22 protein-coding genes are annotated in these 20,987 nt (G+C 64.4%); 10 read left to right on the forward strand and 12 right to left on the reverse strand.

The annotated features are described in order from the left end of the window. Positions 1-22: 22 nt before the first annotated feature. From pspC to AB4Z44_RS02300, 4 genes are all read right to left on the reverse strand, one after another. A complete protein-coding gene (gene pspC / locus AB4Z44_RS02285; protein WP_404712467.1) occupies positions 23-406 on the reverse strand; it encodes an envelope stress response membrane protein PspC in 384 nt (127 codons plus the stop codon). Positions 407-434: 28 nt separating this feature from the next. Then, positions 435-746 (reverse strand): envelope stress response membrane protein PspB, encoded by a 312-nt coding sequence (gene pspB, locus AB4Z44_RS02290; RefSeq protein ID WP_404712468.1) that lies wholly within the window; start codon positions 744-746, stop codon positions 435-437. Between the two features lie 4 nt (positions 747-750). Continuing rightward, complete coding sequence (pspA, locus tag AB4Z44_RS02295) at positions 751-1,428, reverse strand: phage shock protein PspA (RefSeq protein WP_404712469.1); 678 nt, start codon at positions 1,426-1,428, stop codon at positions 751-753. A 121-nt stretch (positions 1,429-1,549) separates the two neighbouring features. Then, positions 1,550-2,047, reverse strand: a complete 498-nt coding sequence (locus AB4Z44_RS02300; protein WP_404712470.1) for a TonB family protein — start codon at positions 2,045-2,047, stop codon at positions 1,550-1,552. Positions 2,048-2,230: 183 nt separating this feature from the next. Between AB4Z44_RS02300 and pspF the strand changes: the two genes are divergently transcribed. The 3 genes from pspF to AB4Z44_RS02315 all read left to right on the forward strand — a co-directional run bounded on the left by pspF (position 2,231) and on the right by AB4Z44_RS02315 (position 5,496). Further along, positions 2,231-3,256 (forward strand): phage shock protein operon transcriptional activator, encoded by a 1,026-nt coding sequence (gene pspF / locus AB4Z44_RS02305; protein WP_404712471.1) that lies wholly within the window; start codon positions 2,231-2,233, stop codon positions 3,254-3,256. 63 nt (positions 3,257-3,319) lie between these two features. Continuing rightward, positions 3,320-3,661, forward strand: coding sequence for a preprotein translocase subunit SecG (secG, locus tag AB4Z44_RS02310; RefSeq protein WP_404712472.1), 342 nt, complete (start codon positions 3,320-3,322; stop codon positions 3,659-3,661). A 200-nt stretch (positions 3,662-3,861) separates the two neighbouring features. Then, a complete protein-coding gene (locus tag AB4Z44_RS02315) occupies positions 3,862-5,496 on the forward strand; it encodes a CTP synthase (protein WP_404712473.1) in 1,635 nt (544 codons plus the stop codon). 3 nt (positions 5,497-5,499) lie between these two features. Here AB4Z44_RS02315 and AB4Z44_RS02320 read toward each other — a convergent pair whose 3' ends face one another. The 5 genes from AB4Z44_RS02320 to AB4Z44_RS02340 form a co-directional block, all read right to left on the reverse strand. Beyond that, complete coding sequence (locus AB4Z44_RS02320) at positions 5,500-5,679, reverse strand: hypothetical protein (protein ID WP_404712474.1); 180 nt, start codon at positions 5,677-5,679, stop codon at positions 5,500-5,502. Positions 5,680-6,178: 499 nt separating this feature from the next. After that, positions 6,179-6,547 carry a peroxiredoxin gene (locus AB4Z44_RS02325; protein WP_404712475.1) on the reverse strand — a complete coding sequence of 123 codons (369 nt, stop codon included), beginning with the start codon at positions 6,545-6,547 and terminating at the stop codon, positions 6,179-6,181. Further along, the gene (locus AB4Z44_RS02330; protein WP_404712476.1) at positions 6,529-7,281 is read right to left on the reverse strand and encodes a HesA/MoeB/ThiF family protein; all 753 of its coding nucleotides are present in this window, start codon (positions 7,279-7,281) and stop codon (positions 6,529-6,531) included. Before AB4Z44_RS02330 ends, AB4Z44_RS02325 begins: the two co-directional genes overlap by 19 nt. After that, on the reverse strand, positions 7,278-7,724 hold the full coding sequence (dut, locus tag AB4Z44_RS02335; protein WP_404712477.1) for a dUTP diphosphatase: 447 nt from the start codon (positions 7,722-7,724) through the stop codon (positions 7,278-7,280). Before dut ends, AB4Z44_RS02330 begins: the two co-directional genes overlap by 4 nt. 96 nt (positions 7,725-7,820) lie before the next feature. After that, positions 7,821-8,216: a c-type cytochrome gene (locus AB4Z44_RS02340; protein WP_404712478.1), complete on the reverse strand. Its 396-nt coding sequence runs from the start codon at positions 8,214-8,216 to the stop codon at positions 7,821-7,823. A 311-nt stretch (positions 8,217-8,527) separates the two neighbouring features. Between AB4Z44_RS02340 and AB4Z44_RS02345 the strand changes: the two genes are divergently transcribed. From AB4Z44_RS02345 to AB4Z44_RS02360, 4 genes are all read left to right on the forward strand, one after another. After that, positions 8,528-10,474, forward strand: coding sequence for a pyrroloquinoline quinone-dependent dehydrogenase (locus tag AB4Z44_RS02345; RefSeq protein WP_404712479.1), 1,947 nt, complete (start codon positions 8,528-8,530; stop codon positions 10,472-10,474). Between the two features lie 53 nt (positions 10,475-10,527). Next, the gene (locus AB4Z44_RS02350; RefSeq protein ID WP_404712480.1) at positions 10,528-11,670 is read left to right on the forward strand and encodes a hypothetical protein; all 1,143 of its coding nucleotides are present in this window, start codon (positions 10,528-10,530) and stop codon (positions 11,668-11,670) included. Between the two features lie 396 nt (positions 11,671-12,066). Beyond that, complete coding sequence (locus AB4Z44_RS02355; protein WP_404712481.1) at positions 12,067-13,104, forward strand: hypothetical protein; 1,038 nt, start codon at positions 12,067-12,069, stop codon at positions 13,102-13,104. Beyond that, positions 13,101-14,708, forward strand: a complete 1,608-nt coding sequence (locus AB4Z44_RS02360; protein WP_404712482.1) for a carboxylesterase/lipase family protein — start codon at positions 13,101-13,103, stop codon at positions 14,706-14,708. Before AB4Z44_RS02355 ends, AB4Z44_RS02360 begins: the two co-directional genes overlap by 4 nt. A 145-nt stretch (positions 14,709-14,853) precedes the next feature. On the opposite strand, the gene AB4Z44_RS02365 is transcribed toward AB4Z44_RS02360, so the two are convergent. The 3 genes from AB4Z44_RS02365 to AB4Z44_RS02375 form a co-directional block, all read right to left on the reverse strand. Beyond that, entirely contained in the window at positions 14,854-15,954 is a 1,101-nt protein-coding gene (locus AB4Z44_RS02365) for an IS5 family transposase (protein ID WP_404710544.1), read from the reverse strand. A 241-nt stretch (positions 15,955-16,195) separates the two neighbouring features. Beyond that, entirely contained in the window at positions 16,196-16,699 is a 504-nt protein-coding gene (locus AB4Z44_RS02370) for a DUF6644 family protein (protein ID WP_404710193.1), read from the reverse strand. Positions 16,700-16,708: 9 nt separating this feature from the next. Further along, the gene (locus tag AB4Z44_RS02375; RefSeq protein ID WP_404710194.1) at positions 16,709-17,251 is read right to left on the reverse strand and encodes a DUF6644 family protein; all 543 of its coding nucleotides are present in this window, start codon (positions 17,249-17,251) and stop codon (positions 16,709-16,711) included. A gap of 383 nt (positions 17,252-17,634) precedes the next feature. Between AB4Z44_RS02375 and AB4Z44_RS02380 the strand changes: the two genes are divergently transcribed. Genes AB4Z44_RS02380 through AB4Z44_RS02390 form a run of 3 tightly spaced genes read left to right on the forward strand, consistent with a single transcriptional unit; the run spans position 17,635 to position 20,940 of the window. Further along, on the forward strand, positions 17,635-19,539 hold the full coding sequence (locus tag AB4Z44_RS02380) for a PQQ-binding-like beta-propeller repeat protein (protein WP_404712483.1): 1,905 nt from the start codon (positions 17,635-17,637) through the stop codon (positions 19,537-19,539). Between the two features lie 31 nt (positions 19,540-19,570). Beyond that, a complete protein-coding gene (locus tag AB4Z44_RS02385; RefSeq protein ID WP_404712484.1) occupies positions 19,571-20,452 on the forward strand; it encodes a hypothetical protein in 882 nt (293 codons plus the stop codon). 56 nt (positions 20,453-20,508) lie between these two features. After that, a complete protein-coding gene (locus AB4Z44_RS02390) occupies positions 20,509-20,940 on the forward strand; it encodes a DUF6152 family protein (RefSeq protein WP_404714331.1) in 432 nt (143 codons plus the stop codon). Positions 20,941-20,987: the final 47 nt, after the last annotated feature.

Raw genomic sequence — 20,987 nt, forward strand, 5'->3', positions numbered from 1 at the left:
CAATTCCCCTTGAACGCGGCGCTCAGCGCAGCGCGTCGATCTCGTCGGCCAGCCGGCGGTTCTGACTGGTGACGTGGAGTTCGACGTCGGCGAGGCGGCGATCGATATCGCGGAATTTGGAGCGCACGTCGCGGACCGAGGCACCGGGACGGGCCCGCACCTTCTGCCAGAATTTGCGATCCTCGCGATCCTCGTAATCGAACGCGCGTGGCTTGGTGTCGGCCAGCCAGGCGACCAGGAAATAGGCCAGGAAGCCGATGCCGCCGGTGGCGAAGATCGCGAGCAGGGCGAAGGCGACGCGGACGAACAGAACGTCGATGCCGGTATAATCCGAGATCCCGGCACAGACGCCCAGAAACTTGGCATTGGTCTTGTCGAGATAGAAGCGGGTGCGACGCGGTGGCATTGTATGGTCCTCCCTGTTCTGTGGGGACTTAGCGGCGGCGCTCACGCGGGCGCTGGCGCTCGGATATGTGATCGAAGACATGATCGTCGTCGCGCTCGTCGCGCAGGCGCTCGGTCTCCGGGCGGCGGAATGTGGGATCGTCGGCGGCGACGATGCGCTCGATCGTGGCCATCCGGTCGTCGAGCCGGCGGGCGAGATCGTGCAGCTCGTCGAGCAAATTCTCGTCCTCGATCGTCAGCGAGCCGTTCTTCTTCCACTGGGTGATGTAGTGGAAGACCACCCACGGCAACCCGATGAACAGGAAGCCGCAAATCATGATCGGGACCAAGACGTCCTCCATGGTCTCAGGCCTCGCCGGCGGCCGGGCCGTGCAGGCGCGCCTTCAGCGCGGCCAGCTCGGCATCGACCTTGTCGGATTGGCGCAGTTCGGCGATTTCTTCTTCCAGGCTCTTCTGGACGCCCAAGCCCGCGGCATCCGCACGGCCCTCGGCCATGTCGACGCGGCGTTCGAGCACTTCGAAGCGCGAGAAAGCGTCCTCCACCTTCTGCCCGGCATACATTTCGCGCATGCGGGTGCGGTTGTGCGCGCTTTCGAGTCGGGTCGTGATCGAATTCTGGCGGGCACGCGCCTCGCGCAGCTTGCTCTGCAGCTTGGCGATATCGACCTCGCACGCTGAAAGCGCCTCGTCGATCGACTGGATCTCGTCCTGCAATTGCTCGGCGAGATCGCCCGACTTCTGCTTTTCGACCAGAGCGGCCTTGGCCAGATCCTCGCGGCCCTTCGACAAGGCCAGTTCGGCCTTCTCGATCCAGCCGGCCTGAACCTGATCGAGCTTGGCGATCTGGCGGCGCATCTCCTTCTGATCGGCGATATGGCGGGCGGCGGACGCGCGGACCTCGACCAGGGTTTCCTCCATCTCGAGGATGATCATGCGGATCATCTTCGCCGGATCCTCAGCCCGATCGAGCAGATCGGTCATGTTGGCGGCGATGATGTCACGAGTGCGGGAGAAAATTCCCATCTTGTTGCTCCTGTCTAACGCGTTCCGGCCGAACTCTGGCCTGGTTGTAAGCCGGGGCGGGTCAAGGGGGTAGTCCCGCCCCGGCACCCACTGCTCCGCTCGGGCAGTGGGGATCATGATCCTAACGGGCAAGTTGCTTGCCATCGGCACCGCCAGTGTTGGTCGACCAGGCGAACTGTACCGGATCGTGACGGATGGCCTCGGCCACTTCGGCCGAGTCGTTGCCGAAATACAGGCGCATCGTCACCGTCGTCGGCTGGCCGCGATAGGCGGCCGGCAGTGCCGGATAATGGATGCGGCGCACGATCTGCCTGGCCTGGAAATCGAGGACCTTGATCCCGCTCGACTGGGCCACCCGCGATCCGGCAAAGCGGCCGTCGGCGGTGAACTCTGCCGCCAGCGTCACCTTCTGGACGCCGCTCGCGCCATCAAGGGCGGCGAGATCGTCGCCCGGGGCGCTGATCTTGCTTTCGACCTGCTTCTGCCATTCGGCAGCGGTGATCGGGGTTCCGGCCTTGGCCGGACCGACCGCGCCGAACAGGCAGGCCGCCGAAACGGCGAGCGCGCCGACCGAAGAAACCGCGAAACGCTGGAAATCGCTCTTGTCGAAGCTGAACATGGAAGTCTCCTGAACCTTGGCTGTTGATCTGTTCCACCGGTTTGGCCCGGTGTTGCTCAATGTATTGCAGGGAGCGTGCCAACTTCGGAAAATGGCCGAAATCCGCCAGTTTCGCGTTGTGATCAGCGGAATCGGCTAATTATCTCCTTGCCAATATGTGGGAAAATCCGCCAACTTCATGGCATGCAGCGCGAAGCTCAGTTCATCGGCCAATCTGGTCCGTTTCTCGATGCTGTCGAGCGCGCCAGCCGTGCCGCCGCATTGAACCGCCCGGTGCTCGTGATCGGCGAGCGCGGCACCGGCAAGGAACTGATCGCCGAGCGGCTCCATAGGCTTTCGCCGCGTTGGGCCGGGCCGCTGGTGACGATGAATTGCGCCGCCTTGCCCGAGACGCTGATCGAGGCGGAATTGTTCGGGCATGAGGCTGGTGCCTTCACGGGTGCCACCAAGGCGCGGATCGGTCGCTTCGAGGAGGCGGACGGCGGCACGTTGTTCCTTGACGAATTGGCGACCTTGTCGTCCGGCGCGCAGGAGCGGCTGCTGCGTGCGACCGAATATGGCGAGGTGACGCGCATCGGTTCGTCCAAGCCTGTCCGGGTCGATGTGCGTATCGTCGCTGCCACCAACGAGCATCTGCCGGAGTTGGTCGATAAAGGTCGTTTCCGCGCCGATCTGCTCGATCGTCTGTCGTTCGAGGTGATCACCCTCCCGCCGCTGCGGGCCCGCGAGGGGGATATCGCCGTGCTGGCCGATCATTTCGGGCGGCGGATGGCGGCCGAGGTCGGCTACCCGCGTTGGCCTGGCTTCTCGAAGCAGGCGGCGCAACTGCTCGAAAGCTACACCTGGCCCGGCAATGTCCGCGAACTGCGCAATGTCGTCGAACGCGCGGTCTATCGTTGGGATGATCAGGAGAAGCCGATCGATGCGATCCAGTTCGATCCGTTCGCCTCGCCCTGGTTGATGCCGTCGGCCAAGTCCGCCGTTGCGGCGCCGCCGGCTGTGTCGGCCGAACCGGCGCCCGTGCAGCCCTCGTCCGAGTGCAGCGATCTGCGCGCCGCCTGCCATGCCTATGAGCGCCAGTTGCTGGAGGCGGCGCTTGCCCGCTGCCGCTTCAACCAGCGTGCCACCGCCGCAGCGCTCGCATTGACTTACGACCAGCTTCGCCATGCGCTCCGGCGCCACGACATGCTGGAGAAGGCGGCGGGGTAGGGCGGAGGCGGGCGCCGCAGCCCCGTTGCTCCGGGCCGCCGCATCCTGTATCGGCCGCGCCCTATGCTTACCTTTCTTCTTATCGTCTATTCGATCATCGTCCTCGCGCTGGTCACCGTGATCCTGCTGCAGCGTTCGGAAGGCGGTGGACTCGCGTCCAGCGGCAATCCGGCTGGGCTGATGAGCGCGCGCGGCGCGGCGGACTTTCTCACCCGCACCACGGCGGTGCTCGGCACGATCTTCGTGGTGTTCAGCATCGCGCTGGCCGCCATCGCCAGCATGTCGAACCGCAGCCAGACGATCGATACTTCGCTCGCCAAGCGCGCGGCGCAGAGCGCACCCGCGCCGACGCCTGCTCCGCTGACGCCACCGGCCGACAATAGCGGCGTGCCGCTGCAGCATTAATTGGTCGTCACCCCGGGCTTGACCCGGGGTCCCGCTACCATTCGGTGGAACATAAGAAGCTGGACCCCGGGTCAAGCCCCGGGGTGACGGTTCAGGCGAATGACGATGTGTGCCGTTCGCCCCCTCAAACCATTTCATCCACAATCTTTTTGAGGTCGCCCTTGCCCTTTTCGGATTCGGGCCGCTAAGCCTCTCCTCCCATGGCGCGGTTCATATTCATAACCGGCGGCGTGGTCTCCTCGCTTGGCAAGGGTCTCATGGCGGCGTCGCTCGCGGCGTTGCTTCAGGCTCGTGGCTACAGGGTCCGCATCCGCAAGTTCGATCCCTATCTCAACGTGGATCCGGGGACGATGAGTCCCTATCAGCACGGCGAGGTGTACGTCACCGACGACGGTGCCGAGACCGATCTCGATCTCGGCCACTATGAGCGGTTCACCGGCGTGCCCTCACGCCAGAGTGATAACGTCACCTCCGGGCGGATCTATCAGCAGATCATCGCCAAGGAGCGTCGCGGCGACTATCTCGGCGCGACCGTGCAGGTGATCCCGCACGTGACCGACGCGATCAAGGAATTCGCGCGCGCCGAAACCGACGACCTCGATTTCGTCCTGTGCGAGATCGGGGGCACGGTCGGCGATATCGAGAGCCTGCCGTTCATGGAGGCGATCCGCCAGCTGCGGAACGATCTCGGCCGCGCCAACACCTGCTTCATCCACGTGACCCTGGTGCCGTACATCGCGGCGGCGGGCGAGCTGAAGACCAAGCCGACCCAGCATTCGGTGCGCGATCTCACCAGCCTCGGCATCCAGCCCGACGTCTTGGTGTGCCGCTGCGACCGGCCTTTGCCCGATGGCGAGCGCGCCAAGATCGCGCTCTTCTGCAACGTGCCGACCAGCGCGGTGATCGAGGCGCTCGATGCCAAGAGCATCTACGCCGTGCCGCTCCAGTATAATGCGGCCGGGCTCGACGAGGCGGTGCTGCGTTCGTTCGCGATCGAGCCTGGCGCGATGCCCGATCTGTCGCGCTGGAGCCGGATCGTCGAGCGGCTCGACAATCCCGAGGGTGAGGTCACGGTCGGCGTCGTCGGCAAATATGTCGGGCTGGCCGACGCGTACAAATCGCTCAACGAAGCCCTTGTCCATGGCGGCATCGCCAACCGGGTGAAGGTCAATATCCGCTGGCTCGATGCCGAATTGTTCGAGCAGACCGGCACCGATATCGCGGCCGAGCTCGAGCCGCTCCACGCGATCCTCGTCCCCGGCGGGTTCGGCGAACGCGGCAGCGAGGGCAAGATCAAGAGTGTCACCTTCGCGCGCGAGCGCAACGTGCCCTATTTCGGCATCTGCCTCGGCATGCAGATGGCTTGTATCGAGGGCGCTCGGAACACGGCCGGGATCGCCGGTGCCTCCACCACCGAATTCGGCCCGACCGAGGAACCGGTGGTCGGCCTGATCACCGAATGGATGACCGAAGAAGGCTTGCAGAAGCGTGAGGAGGGCGGCGATCTCGGCGGGACGATGCGGCTCGGCGCGTACAATGCCTCGCTCGCGGGCAACAGCCATGTCTCGACCATCTATGGCAGCACCGAAATCTGGGAGCGTCACCGCCACCGTTACGAGGTCAACGTCCACTATCGCGAAGCGTTGGAAAAAGGCGGCATGGTCTTTTCGGGCATGTCGCCCGATGGCGAGCTGCCAGAGATCGTCGAGCGGCCCGACCATCCGTGGTTCATCGGCGTCCAGTTCCACCCGGAGCTGAAGAGCAAGCCGTTCGATCCGCACCCCTTGTTCGCGAGCTTCATCGGGGCGGCGGTGCGGCAGAGCCGGCTGGTTTAGGGCTTAGTCGTCCTCGGCCAGCGCGGCGCCGACCTTGGCGGCATCATTATCCGCGCTATTGGCGGCGTTGACGGTCAGCTTGCTGGCGTCGCCGCCGGCAAAGCTGACTGCCGTCCAGCAAATGCCGATCGCCCAGATCAGAGCGGCCCAGCGACTGCGGAAAATATAGCGAAGCGGGATCACGCGCACACACTAGGTTGCGGCGGTTCACAAAAGGTGAAGTCTCCCCGAGACGAGCTCGGGGAAGAGGTCTTAGACGGGATCGGTCGGCTCGGGCGGGATTGGATCGACCGGAGTCGGCACCGGATCGTCCACCGGCACGTCGAGGGGGATTTCGGGAATGGGGGGCTGGCTCGCCATGAGGATCTCCTTCCCGGCATCAACGCACCAGCTCCGGCGACGTGCCGCCGAAAAGCAAACGCCCGGGCTGTTTTCACAGCCCGGGCGCCTGCGTGACGATCGCTCGTCAGCCCCCTTATTCTGCGGCCTGGCGCTCACGCTCCAGCCCGTTGGCACGGACTGTGCGGGGCCTCGACCCTCCCCGAACCATGGCCTTGACGGCTCTGTTCGTCGATGAAGGGTTAAGCGAATAAACGATTGTTTGTCATGGGTCTTATAGCCCGGCCGATTCGAAACATTTCACCCTGTGCCCGATTCGCAACATATTGCTGCCCTGGCGGCATCAGAGCGCAACAAGTCGGTCTTCGCCGAGCGATGCGAGGATCACCGTCATGCCGCCGGTAGCAATGCGTGGATCGATCCGATCGGCGGCAAGACCGGCCAGAGCGAGCCCGCTCTGGCAGGCCATGATCGACACGCCGAGCGTGAAAGCGGTCTCGATCAGTTCGCCAAGCGTGGGCAGCCCTACGGCGCGATGGTCATCGTCGCGCGGATTTGCGAGCGGCGGTGTCAGCAACCGCACGGCTGCACCGTCGAAAAACAGTCGCGCGGCCCCGCCAAGCGCTGCCTGAGTCGCTGCCATGCCGAGCGCGCTGCGCAGCCGGTCGGTATCGGCGCTGGCGAGCACGATCGTCAGCCCGCGCACCGGCATCCCGGGTCCTTGGGCAGGCGCAACGTGCGGAAGCGGAAGTCGAGCGCGTCGATCATCAGCAAATTGCCGGCAGGGTCGGCCCCGAACGGCACGATCGCGCGGATCGCCTCGATCGCGGCCAAGCTGCCGAGCGTGCCGGTGAGCGCGCCGAGCACGCCCTGATCGGCGCAGGAGATATCGGGCCGATCGGGATCGTTGCCGACCAGGCAGCGATAGCAGGGCTTGTCCGGCTCCCAGCCGCGAAAGATTGCAAGCTGCCCGTCGAACTGACCGACTGCTGCCGAGACGAGGGGGATCCGCCGCTCCAGCGCGGCGTCGGCGACCGCCAGCCGCGTGGCGAAATTGTCCGATCCGTCGATCACGACATCGGCCCCGAACAGCAAGCCGGCGGCATTGTCCATCGCAATTCGCGTCGCTTGTCGGCTGACGCGGACGTCCGGGTTCAGCCGCGCGACTGCCTGCATAGCGGCATCGACCTTGGGGGTGCCGACGTCATCGGTGCCATAAAGCACCTGCCGCTGGAGATTGGAGAGCGCAACATCGTCATCGTCGATGATCGTGAGATGCCCGACACCGGCCGCGGCAAGATACTGGATCGCCGGCGCGCCGATCCCGCCTGCCCCGATCAACGCGACATGGGCTTCGAGCAGGCGTTTCTGCCCCCCGCCGCCAATCTCCTTGAGGATGATGTGGCGTGCATAGCGATCGAGCTGGGTGTCGCTGAGGTCGGTCACCGTCCGGTCGAGCCGAAGCCCCCTGCGCCGCGCACGGTCTCGTCGAGCGAGTCGACGTCTTCGAAGCTGGCGCGCTGGACGATCGCGGGGACGAGCTGGGCGATGCGCTCGCCGCGCACGATCTCGAACGGTTCGGTGCCCAGATTGGCGAGGATGATCTTCACCTCGCCGCGATAATCGGCGTCGATCGTGCCGGGTGAATTAAGGCAGGTGATACCGTGCTTGAGCGCAAGGCCGGAACGCGGACGCACCTGCACCTCATAGCCTTGCGGGATGGCGATGGCGAAGCCGGTGGCGACCGCATGGCGCGCTCCTGGCGCGAGGGTAAGCGCTTCGGCGGCCACTACGTCCATGCCGGCGGCATGCGCAGTGGCGTAAGCGGGGAGGGGAAGATCCTGCCCGTGGGGCAGGCGCTTCAGGCGGATCGGGATCTCGGCCGGCATAGGAACCGCATAGCGAATGCAGTTGCGGTGTCGAGGGTCCGGAGCGAGCAAAGAAAATCCTCCCCAGCTTTCAATGGGGAGGATTTTGCATGTCGCTTATTTGGTTGCGACCATCGTGATGTAGGTGGCGATCGCGGCGATTTCCTGATCGGTCATCTGGCCGCCGAAGGCGGGCATCGGGCCCTGGCCGTTGGTGACGCGATCGATCACGAACGCCTTGGTGAGATTGGCGTCACCGTCGAACGAGGGGCCGACATGGCCGGTCGCATCGGCGTCCGCCAGCGAGTGGCAGCTCGCGCAGCCCCAGGTCGCGAACAGTTCGCGACCCTTTTCCTTGACCGCGGCCGGATCGGCCATCCCGGCCGGCGGCGCGGCGGGCGCCTTCTGGCCGCCACCGGGCGTCGCCTGGGTGAAGGCCGCGGAGGCGAGGGTGAGGCCGACGGCGGCCGTGAATCCCAGACGGGCGATAATCGACACGCTATTCAACGGCACCGGGGCCTCCTCGCTCAAATCTCGATGATGTGGCCATGGTGCGGCCTCCTTGTACGTAAGCTTAAGCGCCGCCGGGGTGTCAACTATCGCCGGACATCGACATCGACCTAAGTATCGTTGCGCGCCGCCCGGCAATGACCGCGGCGAGACCGGCGGGGCCCCGCATATGCTCTTGAAAGTCACTTTTTTTGCGGCGAACGCGGTGACCAAGTCAGAACGGTTGCTCATTGCCCGCCATGTCGGCTAGGTGACCGTTGCCGACGGACAGAATCAACGAGCGGCCGATTTAAAGGGAAGCGGGGGGACCGGGAGTGCATACTCTACCGCGTACGAATTCAAAGGGGCGGCGCCGCTCCGTACGGCATGGCGCGATCGGGATAGGGCTTGGCCTTGCGCTCGCGGCGTGGGGCAATGCGCCCGCATCGGCCAAGAGCTTCGACTATGTCGGTTGGGATTCCTATCTCGGCGGGGCCGAATCGGCGCAATATTCGTCGCTCGATCAGGTCAACAAATCGAACGTCACCCAGTTGCAGGTCGCGTGGACCTATCAGGTGCCGGGGCGCCAGCCGCCGCGCTTCAACCCGCTCGTGGTCGGCGATACGATGTATATCATCGGGCCTGACGGCGCGCTGGTCGCGCTCGACGCTGCCACCGGGACCGAGAAATGGCGCCACGTCTATCCGGGCCGCATCGGCGCGCGTGGCATGAATTACTGGCAGAGCGCCGACGGCAAGGATCGCCGCCTGCTGTTCGTCAACAACGGCGCGCTGCGCGCAGTCTCCGCCGACACGGGCGAGCCGATCACGTCGTTCGGCACCAACGGCGGGGTCGATCTGCGCGTCGGCTTCGAAGGCGACATCACCAAGATTCCGGTGCTCAACACCGACAATCCGGGCCGTATCTACAAGAACCTCATCATCATGTCGCTCCCGGCGGGTGCCTATGATTACAAGTCTTCACCGGCCGATATCCACGCTTACGATATCCGCACCGGCAAGATCGCCTGGGTCTTTCATGTCGTCCCGCGCAAGGGCGAGTTCGGATCGGATACCTGGCCCGACGGCAATCGCGAATTGCTCGGCGGCATCCACAACTGGTCCGAATCGACGATCGACGATCAGGCCGGGGTGATGTTCATTCCTACCGGCACCGCGCGCTACGATTTCTATGGCGGCAACCGGCCGGGCAACAATCTGTTCGCCAACTCGATCCTCGCGCTCGACGCGAAGACCGGCAAGCGGCTGTGGCATTTCCAGACGGTGCATCACGATCTGTGGGATTACGATATCCCGCAGGCACCCAAGCTGCTGACGATCAAGCATGACGGTAAGAACGTGCCGGTGCTGGTGCAGGCCACCAAGCAGGGCTTCGTATTCGTGCTCGATCGCCGCACCGGCAAGCCGATCTGGCCGGTCGAGGAACGGCCGGTACCCAAATCGGACACACCGGGCGAGAAGACTTCGCCGACCCAGCCCTTCCCGACCTGGCCCAAGCCGTTCGCGCGCCAGTCGTTCACCGAAGCGGACATCAATCCCTACATCCCGCAGGCCGATCAGGACAAGTTGCACGAGTTGTTCAAGACCGCGCGCAACGAGGGCCTGTTCACTCCGCCGAGCCTGCAGGGCACGATCTCGATGCCCGGGCATAATGGCGGCGCCAACTGGGGTACGTCGGCGGTCGATCCGGTGCACGGACGCTTCTTCGTGATGGCGAAGCAGTTGCCGACCTTCGACAAACTGATCCTCGACAAGCGTCCGGTGGCACTCGAGCAGATGCCGAATGGTGGCGGCGACGTGCAGCCCTACAAGTCGGCGGTCAATTTCATGCTCCAGAGCAACAGCCTGCCGGCGATCAGCCCACCCTGGTCGACGATCACGGCCTATGACATGAATACCGGCAACATCATCTGGCAGGTGCCCGATGGCGAGGTCCCGGCGGTTGCACAGCAGGGCGTCAAGGATACCGGCAGCCAGGCGCCGCGTGGTTCACCGGTCGTAACCGGCGGCGGTTTGCTCTTCATCGGCACCTCGTCCGATCGTAAGTTCCGTGCGCGCGATCAGGATACGGGCAAGGTGTTGTGGGAATATGATCTGCCGGCGGCGTCGGAAGGCGTTCCCGCAGTCTATCAGCTGGGCGGCCGCGAATATATCGTCGTGCCGGTCGGTGGGGACGGCCTGTTCTCGGCGGTCCAGCCCAACATGCCCAAGCCCGGTCCGAGCCAGTATATTGCCTTTGCGTTGCCGGCGGCGAAAAAATGATGACAAACAACCTTGCTGCGCGCGTGGCGCGCGGCCGTTCAGGAGAAAGGCCAATGCGGTCACCCCGTTCTACCCTTCGCATCGCGGTTTCGGCCGTGTTGCTCGCTGCGACGTCGCTGAGCGGGATCGGCCCGGCCTTGGCGCAGGACACTGAAAAGTCCTCGACCGGTCTCGATCTGTATCATCTCCCTCCGATTCCGAAGTTCACGCCGGAACGCACGTCGTGGGGCGATCCCGATCTGCGCGGCATCTGGCCGATCGACAGCCTGGGCGGTCTCCCGCTCCAGCGCACGGTGGAGCAGGGCAACCGCGTCTTCCTGAACGACGAGGAATTCGCCAAGCGCGAAGCCGCGATGGAGAAATCGCGCACCGCCGCGGAGCGGGAGACCAAGGCCAACAAGCTCGGCATGGGCAATTGGGTCGAGATGACCGGCGCCGGCCGCCGCACCTCGCTCCTGATCGATCCGCCGAACGGCCGCCTTCCCGAGCTCACCGAATATGGCAAGAAGGCCAATGCGGTCGGCCGCTCGAGCTGGGTGCGTGGACAGACCTATGATTGGGTGACCGATTTCGACAGCTGGGATCGCTGCATCAGCCGCGGTTTCCCCGCCTCGATGCTGCCGTTCCGCTACAATAACGGCATCCAGATCTTCCAGGCGCCGGGCTACGTCGTGATCAACCTCGAGATGATCCACGATTCGCGCATCATCCCGATCGGCAAGCCGGGCCATTGGCCGGCTGCCGTGACGAGCTGGATGGGCGACAGCCGCGGCCATTGGGAAGGCAACACCCTCGTAATCGAAACAACAAACATCAAGCAGGGCGCCTCGCCGCTGAACATGGCGACGATCGGCGCACCGCCGAACAATACCATTCCGATGGGCGCCGACGCCAAGGTCGTCGAGCGGCTGACGATGGCGAACCCCAATACCCTCGTCTACGAGATGACCTTCTCGGACCCGACGGTGTGGACCAAGCCCTATACGGTTCGCCTCGATTGGCAGCGCAACCAGGCCTACGGCATGTTCGAATATGCCTGCCACGAAGGCGACGTGCAGGTCCGCAACTACATCAACGCCTCGCGCGCCGATCGCGCGAAGGTGCTTGCGGCCGCCGATCAGAAGAAGGCCGACGACGCCGCGGCCCAGCAGGCTGCGGCGGCTCCGGCCGAGCCGGCGAAGAAAAAGAAGAAGTAAGCATATGAGCGGGCCTGCGGGCACGCTCGGTATCTCAGCCCCTCCCTTCGGTGGGAGGGGCTTTTATCGATGGGCTGGGCGCGAGTTGCGTGCGAGCGCGGCCCTCAACAAGGATAAACCCGTCATCCCCGCGCAGGCGGGGATCCATAACCTCCGAACCTCTGAGAATATGGATCCCCGCCTGCGCGGGGATGACGGGGTGATTTGCTGCGATTATCGCGAAATCCGCGAATTCAGTTTCTCCCGTACGGCAACATTAGAACCGGCTTTTTCGACCCGGAGGCCGACGACAATAATCGAGTCCGCGAATATGCTTGGCCGCAAGACGGCAGCCAGGCGCGCGGGACCATTTCCTTCCCGCAGGATCGGCTGGCCGCTGCTGAGGAGGGGAATGTAATGACGCTCAAGCTGAACGCCTTCATGCTTGCGACGGTGGCTTGGTTCGCGGCACCGATGGCGCCCGCGCAGAAGCCGGGAACCGATCTGAGCGCGATCCCGCCGATCCCGACGGCCTACCACCCGGCCAGAACCGCGTGGGGCGATCCCGATCTGCGCGGCGGCTGGCCGATCGATTTCCTCAACGGTACGCCGATGCAGCGCGATCCCAAACAGGGAACGCACATGTTCCTGAGCGATGCGGAGTTCGCCGAGCGCAGCCAGAAGGTCAATGCGGCCGCGGCGCGCTACAATAAGGAGGAATTGGGCGACAAGCTCGGCCAGGGCCATTGGGTCGAGATGGGAGAGCCCAGCCGTCGCACATCCCTGCTCATCGCCCCCGCCGACGGCCGGCTGCCGGCGATGACCGATGAGGGGCTGCGGCGAAAGGCGCTGATGCGGTCAAGCTGGCGCAAGGGCCAGAGCTATGACTGGGTCGACGATTTCGACAGCTGGGATCGCTGCATCACGCGCGGCATGCCGGCATCGATGCTGCCGATGCAGTACAATAACGGCATCCGCATCTTTCAGGCTCCGGGCCTGGTCGCGCTCCAGCTCGAGATGATCCACGAGGTGCGGATCATCCCGGTCGACGGCAAGGCGGGCCTGCCCAATCAGATCCGGAATTGGATGGGCGAGAGCCGCGGCCATTGGGAAAATGGCAATACATTGGTGGTCGAGACCACCAACCTGAAGGCCGGCCCCTCGGCGACCAACATCGTCACCACGGGCTCGCCGCCCGAAAATGACACGCCGATCAGCGATCGCGCGCACATCCTCGAACGCTTCACCATGATCGGCCCGAATTCGATCGTCTACGAGATGACCTACACCGATCCGATCGTCTTCACCGCGCCCTGGACGGTGCGGCTCGATTGGCGGCGCAACGATGGATACGGCATCTTCGAATATGCCTGCCATGAAGGTGACGTCCAGATCCGCAATTATATCAGTGCTTCACGCGCCCAGCGCGCGAAAGAGGGAGAGAAACACCCATGACGATCCGAACCGTGACACGACGCCTCACCTTGATCTCAGCCTTGTTGGCCGGGGCATCGGTCGCGCATGCGGACATCAAGGGGCCGGTCAGGACGACCGACGGACTCATCTCGGGCACGCCGGGTAAGGATGTCGGAGTAACGGCCTTCAAAGGCATTCCGTTTGCAGCGCCGCCGGTCGGCAACCTGCGCTGGAAGGCGCCGCAGCCGGCCGCGAAGTGGAGCGGTGTCCGCGACGGCAGTAAATATGGCAAGGTCTGCATGCAGCAGCCCGGCAAGGGCCGCGTCAACCCGGCCACCGACATGCCCGATTCGCCCGGAATGTCGGAGGATTGCCTTTATCTGAACCTGTGGACCGCGGCCAAAGGCGCCGGCGAGAAGCGCCCGGTGATGGTCTGGCTCTATGGTGGCGCCTACACCGAGGGAGGCGGCTCCTCGCCGTTCAGCGAAGGCGACAAGCTCGCTAGGAAGGGCGTCGTCCTCGTCACGATCAACTATCGCAACGGCGCCTTCGGCTTTCTCTCGCACCCCGAACTGACCGCGGAATCGCCGCATCATGCGTCGGGCAATTATGCGCTGATGGATTCGATCGCGGCGCTGCAATGGGTCAAGGCGAATATCGCCAAATTCGGTGGCGATCCCAACAATGTGACGGTGTTCGGCGAGTCCGCTGGCGCCTGCATGTCTGCCGCGCTGGCGGGCTCGCCCGAGGCCAAGGGACTGATCCGTCGTGCCATCTCGGAAAGCGGCGCTTGGATGGGGCTCGGCATCACGAAGATGATGCCGCTCGCCGCGGCTGAGGCTGCAACGGTCAAGACCGCGGCCGCGGCCGGGGCCCATTCGCTCGCGGAAATGCGCGCCATGTCGGCCGAGGATGTTCTCAACAAGCTCAAGAGCCAGGGCATGATGATCGACGGCTGGGTCATCCCGGAGGACCTTTCGAAAACGTTCGCCGAAGGCCGCCAGAACAAGGTCGACGTGCTCGTCGGATCGAACGGTGAGGAAGGCTCGTTCGCCGCAGCCTTCGGCCCGCCGATGACCGCCGCATCGTGGAAGGAAAGTGCCGCCAAGCGCTGGGGCACGCTCGCCGATGCGGGCCTCGCCGCTTACCCGGCCGCGACCGACGCGGAGGCCAAGGCGGTCGCGAGCATGCCGTTCGCCGATGCGATGGCATGGCATATGCGGCTTTATGCCGAGGATCAGGCGAAGATCGGCGCGCAGGCCTGGCTCTACCATTTCACGCACCGTCCGCCTTACGATCCGGGCAAGCCCGATCTCGGCGCGGCGCACACCGCCGAAATCCCTTATGTGTTCGACAATCTGGCGGCGCCGCGCACCTTCCCGGGGCAAAGCTCGGTAGCGCTCATGGCCGGCAACCCAACCGAAGAGGGGTTCGCCGACCAGGTCTCGTCCTACTGGGTCAATTTCGCGCGCACCGGCAATCCGAACGGCGCGGGCCTGCCCGCATGGCCCGCGGTCAACAAGCTCGGTCCGACCGAGGCGATGGTGCTCGACGCGGGCAAGTCGGGCCGCGGCCCCTGGCTGACCAAGGCGCAGATCGCTTTCTACGATCAGATGTATGCGCGCGATGTCGGGAAGCGGTGAGTTAACAGGCTGCGGAAAAACGCGCGTAACCGGCCGTTTTGTCCATTGGATTGAGGGCTTGGACGGGCCTCGGCGCGGGGTTACGGGCGTCCATTTTGGCCATTTTGCTCGGACTGCGCCGATTTGAGGCGGAGTCCGAGCATGGTCAGGCAGCCGCGATCAGCTTGGGTATCCGGATGAGGTTGTAGGCGGCGGTGGTCAAGATGAAGGCCCATCCGACGCGATCGGTGCCCCTGTGGCGGGTCTTGCGCAGTCCGCCGGTGGTCTTGGTCCAGCCGAACACCTCTTCGATGCGCTTTCGGACGCGCAGGCTGATGGCATAGCCGGGATGGCGGGTTGTGCGGCCGTCGATGGCGCTCCTGCGCCGTCGGTCGCCGGCGGGCGTGATCTGCTCGTTGCGGGCGATGTGCGGTGAGACTTTGCGGGCGCGCAGTTCGCGAACGAACTCGCGCGCATCATAGGCCTTGTCGGCGCCCAAGGTTATACGGCCGCTGGCTCCCAGCGCATCGACCAGCGCCAGCGCGGCCTCGCGTTCCGCGGTGCCCGTCGCCTGCGTGAGGGTGGCGCCGACTACCAGGCCATTGCGGTTCTCCATCAACACATGCCCCATGAACGCCATGCGTGACGACTGGCCGTTGGCCTTGCGGTAGAGCTTCGCCTCGGGATCGGTGGTCGAGGTATGGGTCTGGTTCGATCGCTTCTCGCCGCGAAAGTCGCGCTCGGCATTGCGTCCCGGCCCCGGCGGTCCATCGCCATCATCCTTGCGACGGAAGCTCTTCATCGACGCCCAGGCGTCGATCAGCGTGCCATCCACCGAGAAGTGATCATCCGAAAGCAAGTCGCGGCTTCGGGCCTGCGCCACCACCGCAGCCAGGAACCGGGTCGCGACATCGCCTTCCAGGAGCCGGTCGCGGTTCTTGGTGAACACCGTGGCGTCCCAGACTGTCGCATCCATCGACAGGCCGACGAACCAGCGGAACAGCAGGTTGTAGTCCAACTGCTCCATCAGCTGACGCTCGGAACGGATCGAATAAAAGACCTGCAGTAGAAGCGCGCGAAGCAGCTTCTCGGGCGCGATCGAGGGGCGACCCGTCTTCGCGTACATCCCCTCGAAATCGCCCGACAGAACCTCAAGCACTTCGTCGACCATAGCGCGGATCGGACGAAGCGGATGACCCAGGGGAACCCGCGCCTCGCAACTCACATAGGAAAACAGGCTATCCGTCCGAACGTCCTCGCCGCGCATGCCGCACCCCAAAACTCACCGCGACACTTGAATCACGACCGACGCATCCCGGAAAGAGTTTTTCCGCAGCCTGTTAAAGCCCCCGTCGCCCCTGCGCAGGCAGGGGCCCATGTCTCTCGCGGCTTGGGACGGCTTTCGTCGATAGAGAGATAGGCCCCTGCCTGCGCAGGGGCGACGGATAGAAAAAGGCGCCCCCACCTGAGTGGGAGCGCCTTTTTTCATTGGCCCGGAGCGGTCCGGCTCAGCCGTAGATGCCGAGGGTGAAGCCGATGGCGCGGCCGAAGAAGACGACGAGCACCCAGAAGAAGAGGGAGAGGCTGGCGGCGATCTTGCCGCCGAGCGGGATCGCGCAATCGCTGTCCCACTGGGTGACGGTCTTCCAGGTCGAGCTGTGGAAGATCGCCATGTTGATGCCTGCGAACGCCATGCAGATCATCTTGGCGATGAAATAGGGGTTGTGCGCGTAGCTGGTCGCCTTGCTGACGAACAGGAGCGATCCGGTGATCGCCGCCAGCACGAACGCACCCCAGGTGAAGGGCAAGGTATCGCGCGACATCAACGTCACCGCCGTGTCGCGCGAGGCAGCACCGAGCAGGCGAAGGTCCATGACCGCGATCGTGCCGATCACGGTGACGAGCGCGATCACGTGGATCGACTCGATCGTCGGGAAGGCCCAGCTCAATTCGGCAATGTAGACGCCGACCGACGACGCCTCGAGCGACTGCCACAAACTCTGAAGGATCATCGTAAACCCCTAAACCGGCGCGTAGGCGATCCAGCGCCCGCAGAAAATGATGGCGAACCACAGCAGGATGACGAGCACCGCGCCGACCCGCACGGCGACGCGCCCGTCATGCGACATCTCCCAGCGCGCCATGTTGCGACGGACGCTGGAGTGGAAACCCGCGCTGACGAGAATGGCGAGGATCACCAGCCCCATCTTGATCCAGAAGATCGGATTGACCAGCTCGCGCACCGGCTCGCCGACGATCATCCCGATCCCCGAGACGATCAGCAGCAGCAGGCACCACCAGATCCACGGCATGTAGCGCCGGATCGTCTGGCTCATCGTGCGGCCCTTGCCCGTGAAACCCAGGATCCGCATGTCGATCATCAGCACCGATCCGAACGCCCCCGCGATCGACAGGATGTGGATGTTCTGCATGACCGGGATCGCCCAGAAATGCGACCCGATCCACAGGCTGGCCTTCGTTTCCGAAATCCAGAGCGAAAGATTGACGATCGGCGTCGTGCGCAGCCACTCGGTGAATGCGAACAACAGATCACTGATAGACATCAGACTGCGTCCCTATGCTTCGTGCCAGGCCGATACGGCGATTGCCGCCGGCCCGGGAATTCCGGTCACACGAAAAGAAAGCGGCGCCGGTGGTGCCCGAAAGCCACACCGGAGCGCATCGCGACCGGCGCCGAGCGCCGCTGTGATTCGGTCCGAACGCTCAGGGCGTGCGAACGTCGCGTTTCGCCATCTCAAACTCGTGTTCATTTGGCATTCCCCCGCCGCGGCGGTTAGCGTAGGCGGCTCATCGTTGTCAAAACCACAAACACATTGCTTCCGGACATTGTCAACGAGAACAAGCCTGTCTAGGAGAGATCGAAAGGCCGTGGTGCGACGGACAAAAGTTGCGTGCCCGGGTCGGAGGGATGGGGAGGCAGAGTTTCATGCGAATTGCCGGTAGCCTTGGACTGACAGCCATCGTTGCGCTCTGCGTGGGCGCATCCGGGGCGTTCAGCGCCATCCCCGATGGCGACTGGCGCACGATCAATCGCGACCTCGCCTCGACCCGCTATTCGCCTCTCAAGGACATCGATCGGACCAACGTTGCGAAGCTCGGGCTCGCCTGGAGCTATCCGATGAAGGCCTATAATACGGTCGTGCCGCTGGTGATCGACGGCACCATGTATTTCACCGCCGGAAATCGCATCGTTTCGGTCGATGCCGCCACCGGCAAGGAACTCTGGTCGTTCACCGTCGAGCGCGATCCCAAGGCTGGGCCGGGCGGCGGTGGCGTTTCTACGCGTGGGGTCGGCTACTGGGCAGGTGACGCGAAGACGCCTGCGCATATCCTGGTGATGCTCGGCAATCGCATGCTCGCGCTCGGCGCGGCGGACGGCAAGCCGGTCGCCGACTTCGGCAATGGCGGTTTCCAGGATGTCGGCGTCGGCTATGGCGGTACCCCCACCGTCGCGGGCGACGTCGCGATCATCGGCGCGGCGACGACGGAGAATCCGGTCGGCGTGTCGGGCAACGAGCGCGCCTTCGATGCGCGCACCGGCAAGAAATTGTGGGAATTCCAGACGGTGCCGCTGCCCGGGCAGAAGGGGCATGAAACCTGGGGCGGCGACGGTTGGAAAGGGCGTTCGGGCACCAATCAATGGGGCTTCTCGGCGCCGGTCGATGAGGCACGCGGTGTGGTCTACGTCCCGCTCGGCTCGCCTTCGCCCAATTACTGGGGCGGCAGCCGGCCCGGCAACAATCTGTACGGCAACTCGGTCGTCGCGCTCGACGTGAAGACCGGCAAATATCTGTGGCATTACCAGACGGTCCATCACGATCTCTGGGATTCGGACATGCCGACGGTCGGCCCGATCATCGATCTGAAGATCGGCGGCAAGACGCGGCCGAGCATCGTCGAGGTCGGCAAGACCAGCTATTTCTACGAATTCGATCGCGTCACCGGCAAGCCGCTCTTGCCGGTGGTCGAGCGCAAGGTGCCCAAGGGCGACGTGCCGGGCGAATATTACAGCCCGACCCAGCCGATCCCGGTCAAGACGCCGCCGTTGAGCCGCGTCGCGATGACCAAGGCGGACATGGTCACCGCCGCGGATACGACGCCCGAACATGCGGCGGCATGCCAGGCGATGTGGGACAAGGCCGGCGGCTATTACAATGTCGGGACGTTCACGCCCTTCCTCTACCATGCCGAAGGCGCCCCCCCGAAATCCACGATCCAGTTCCCCGGCGGCATCGGCGGCGTGAACTGGGGCGGGCCGGCGGCCGATCCGACGACCGGCTGGGTCTATGTCAACGCGCACGACACGTCGCTGGTCGGCTGGGTCGAGAAGAAGGACCCGAACGTCGAATATAGCTTCGACGCGCCGCACAGCGACCAGCCTTATGATCGCGCCAGCGTCGAGGGTAAGGGGCCGTTCTTCGCATTCCAGGCGCCGATCGGCGGCAAGTATGACGAGAAGCATCGCCCGGTCGGTCCGTCGGCACCCTGCTACAAGGGGCCGTGGGCGCGGCTCACCGCGATCGACGCCAATACCGGCGAGATCAAATTCGCGGTACCGCTCGGCCTGGTCGAGGGGCTGCCCGAGGGCAAGCAATTGATGGGCGATACCGGCAGCGCCGGCCCGACGGTGACCGCAGGCGGGCTGGTGTTCGTCGGCGCAACCAATGACAAGCGTTTCCGTGCTTTCGATTCGACCACAGGCCAGCAATTGTGGGAGGCGAAGCTCGGTAATAATGCCAACGCCAATCCGATCAGCTATCGGGGGCGTGACGGAAAGCAGTATGTGGCGATCAATGCAGGCGGCACTCTCGTCGCCTATTCGCTGCAATGATTATCGACCTTGAAAGGGGAGGAATAGCCGGATGAAAAGATCATTTAAGTTTACGGCAGCGGCGGCGGCGATCCTTCTGGCCGGCACTGCGATGGCAGCGGCGCCGAAGGCCAAACCGCATGCCAGCAGCGCGGCAACGACGGCCACCCTCGGCGGCCATCCGAACCTGAACGGTATCTGGCAGGTGATGAGCGGCGCCAACTTCAATCTGGAGCCGCATTCGGCTTCGGATTCGCCGGTCGCCACGCGTCAGCTCGGCGCGATCGCGGCGACGCCCGGCGGGCTCGGCGTCGTCGAAGGCGACGTGATCCCATACAAGCCGGAAGCGCTCGCCAAGCGTGATGCACAGCGCGCCGCGGCGCCGCATGCCGATCCGGAAGCCGCCTGCTATCTGCCGGGCATTCCGCGCGCGACCTACATGCCGCACCCGTTCCAGATCGTGCAGGGCGAGAAGGGCGACATGCTCTTCGTCTACGAATATGCCTCGGCCAACCGCGTCGTGCATATGCAGAAGGTCGAGGTTCCGCCGATCGATACCTGGATGGGCACGTCCTATGGCCAGTGGGAAGGCGATACGCTCAAGGTGACGACGCTCGCCGAAAATCCCGGCGACGTGAAGCTGCCCGGTGGCGCGCTCGAGCCCGGCGTGACCTGGCTCGATCGTTCGGGCAACTACCTGACCGGCACCGCGACGATCACCGAGAAGTTCAAGCCGATCGACAAGGACCACATCGCGTATGAGGTCACGATCGACGATCCGACGATCTACACCCGCCCGTGGAAGATGACGATGGTGATCTACCGGAACATCGATCCCAATGCACAGCTGATGGACTTCCGCTGCGTGCCGTTCTCGGAGACGTTCCTGTACGGCGATCTGCTGGCGGACAAGGACAAGTATCCGAAGAAATAGGACGGGATGGCCCGGAAAAGGGTTTCGACAGACAAAGGAGTGATGACATCGTGCGTATGAAGAAATGGCAGATCGGCGCTATCGGCGCCGCTTTGATGACGAGCATTGCGGGCACGGCCTACGCCCACCATTCGTTCGCCGCCGAATTCGACACCAACCAGCCGATCAAGCTGACCGGCACTGTGGTGAAGTTCGAGTGGGTCAATCCGCACAGCTGGATCCACATCATGGCGCCGGATCCCAAGACCGGTAAGACGGCGGAGTGGCGGGTCGAGGGCGGCGCGCCGAGCGCGCTGCTGCGTCGTGGCTGGAACCGGAACTCGCTGCCGGAAGGCACGAAGATCATCGTGCAGGCATTCCGCTCGCGCGACGGCGACACCCGCGCAAGTGCTGCGGAGATCAGCTTCCCCGACGGCCGCGAGCTTTCGCTCGGCAACCCGACGACGGAAGCGGCGATCGCCGCTGCGAAGCGCGCAGGCGCCAACTAAGATCTACCTTCCCCGGTTTCGGCCGGTGGATATGGACGCCGGGGCCG

Origin of the sequence: Sphingomonas sp. MMS24-J13 (genome assembly GCF_044905095.1) — a bacterium.
In the GTDB taxonomy this organism is placed as follows: Bacteria; Pseudomonadota; Alphaproteobacteria; order Sphingomonadales; family Sphingomonadaceae; genus Sphingomonas_I.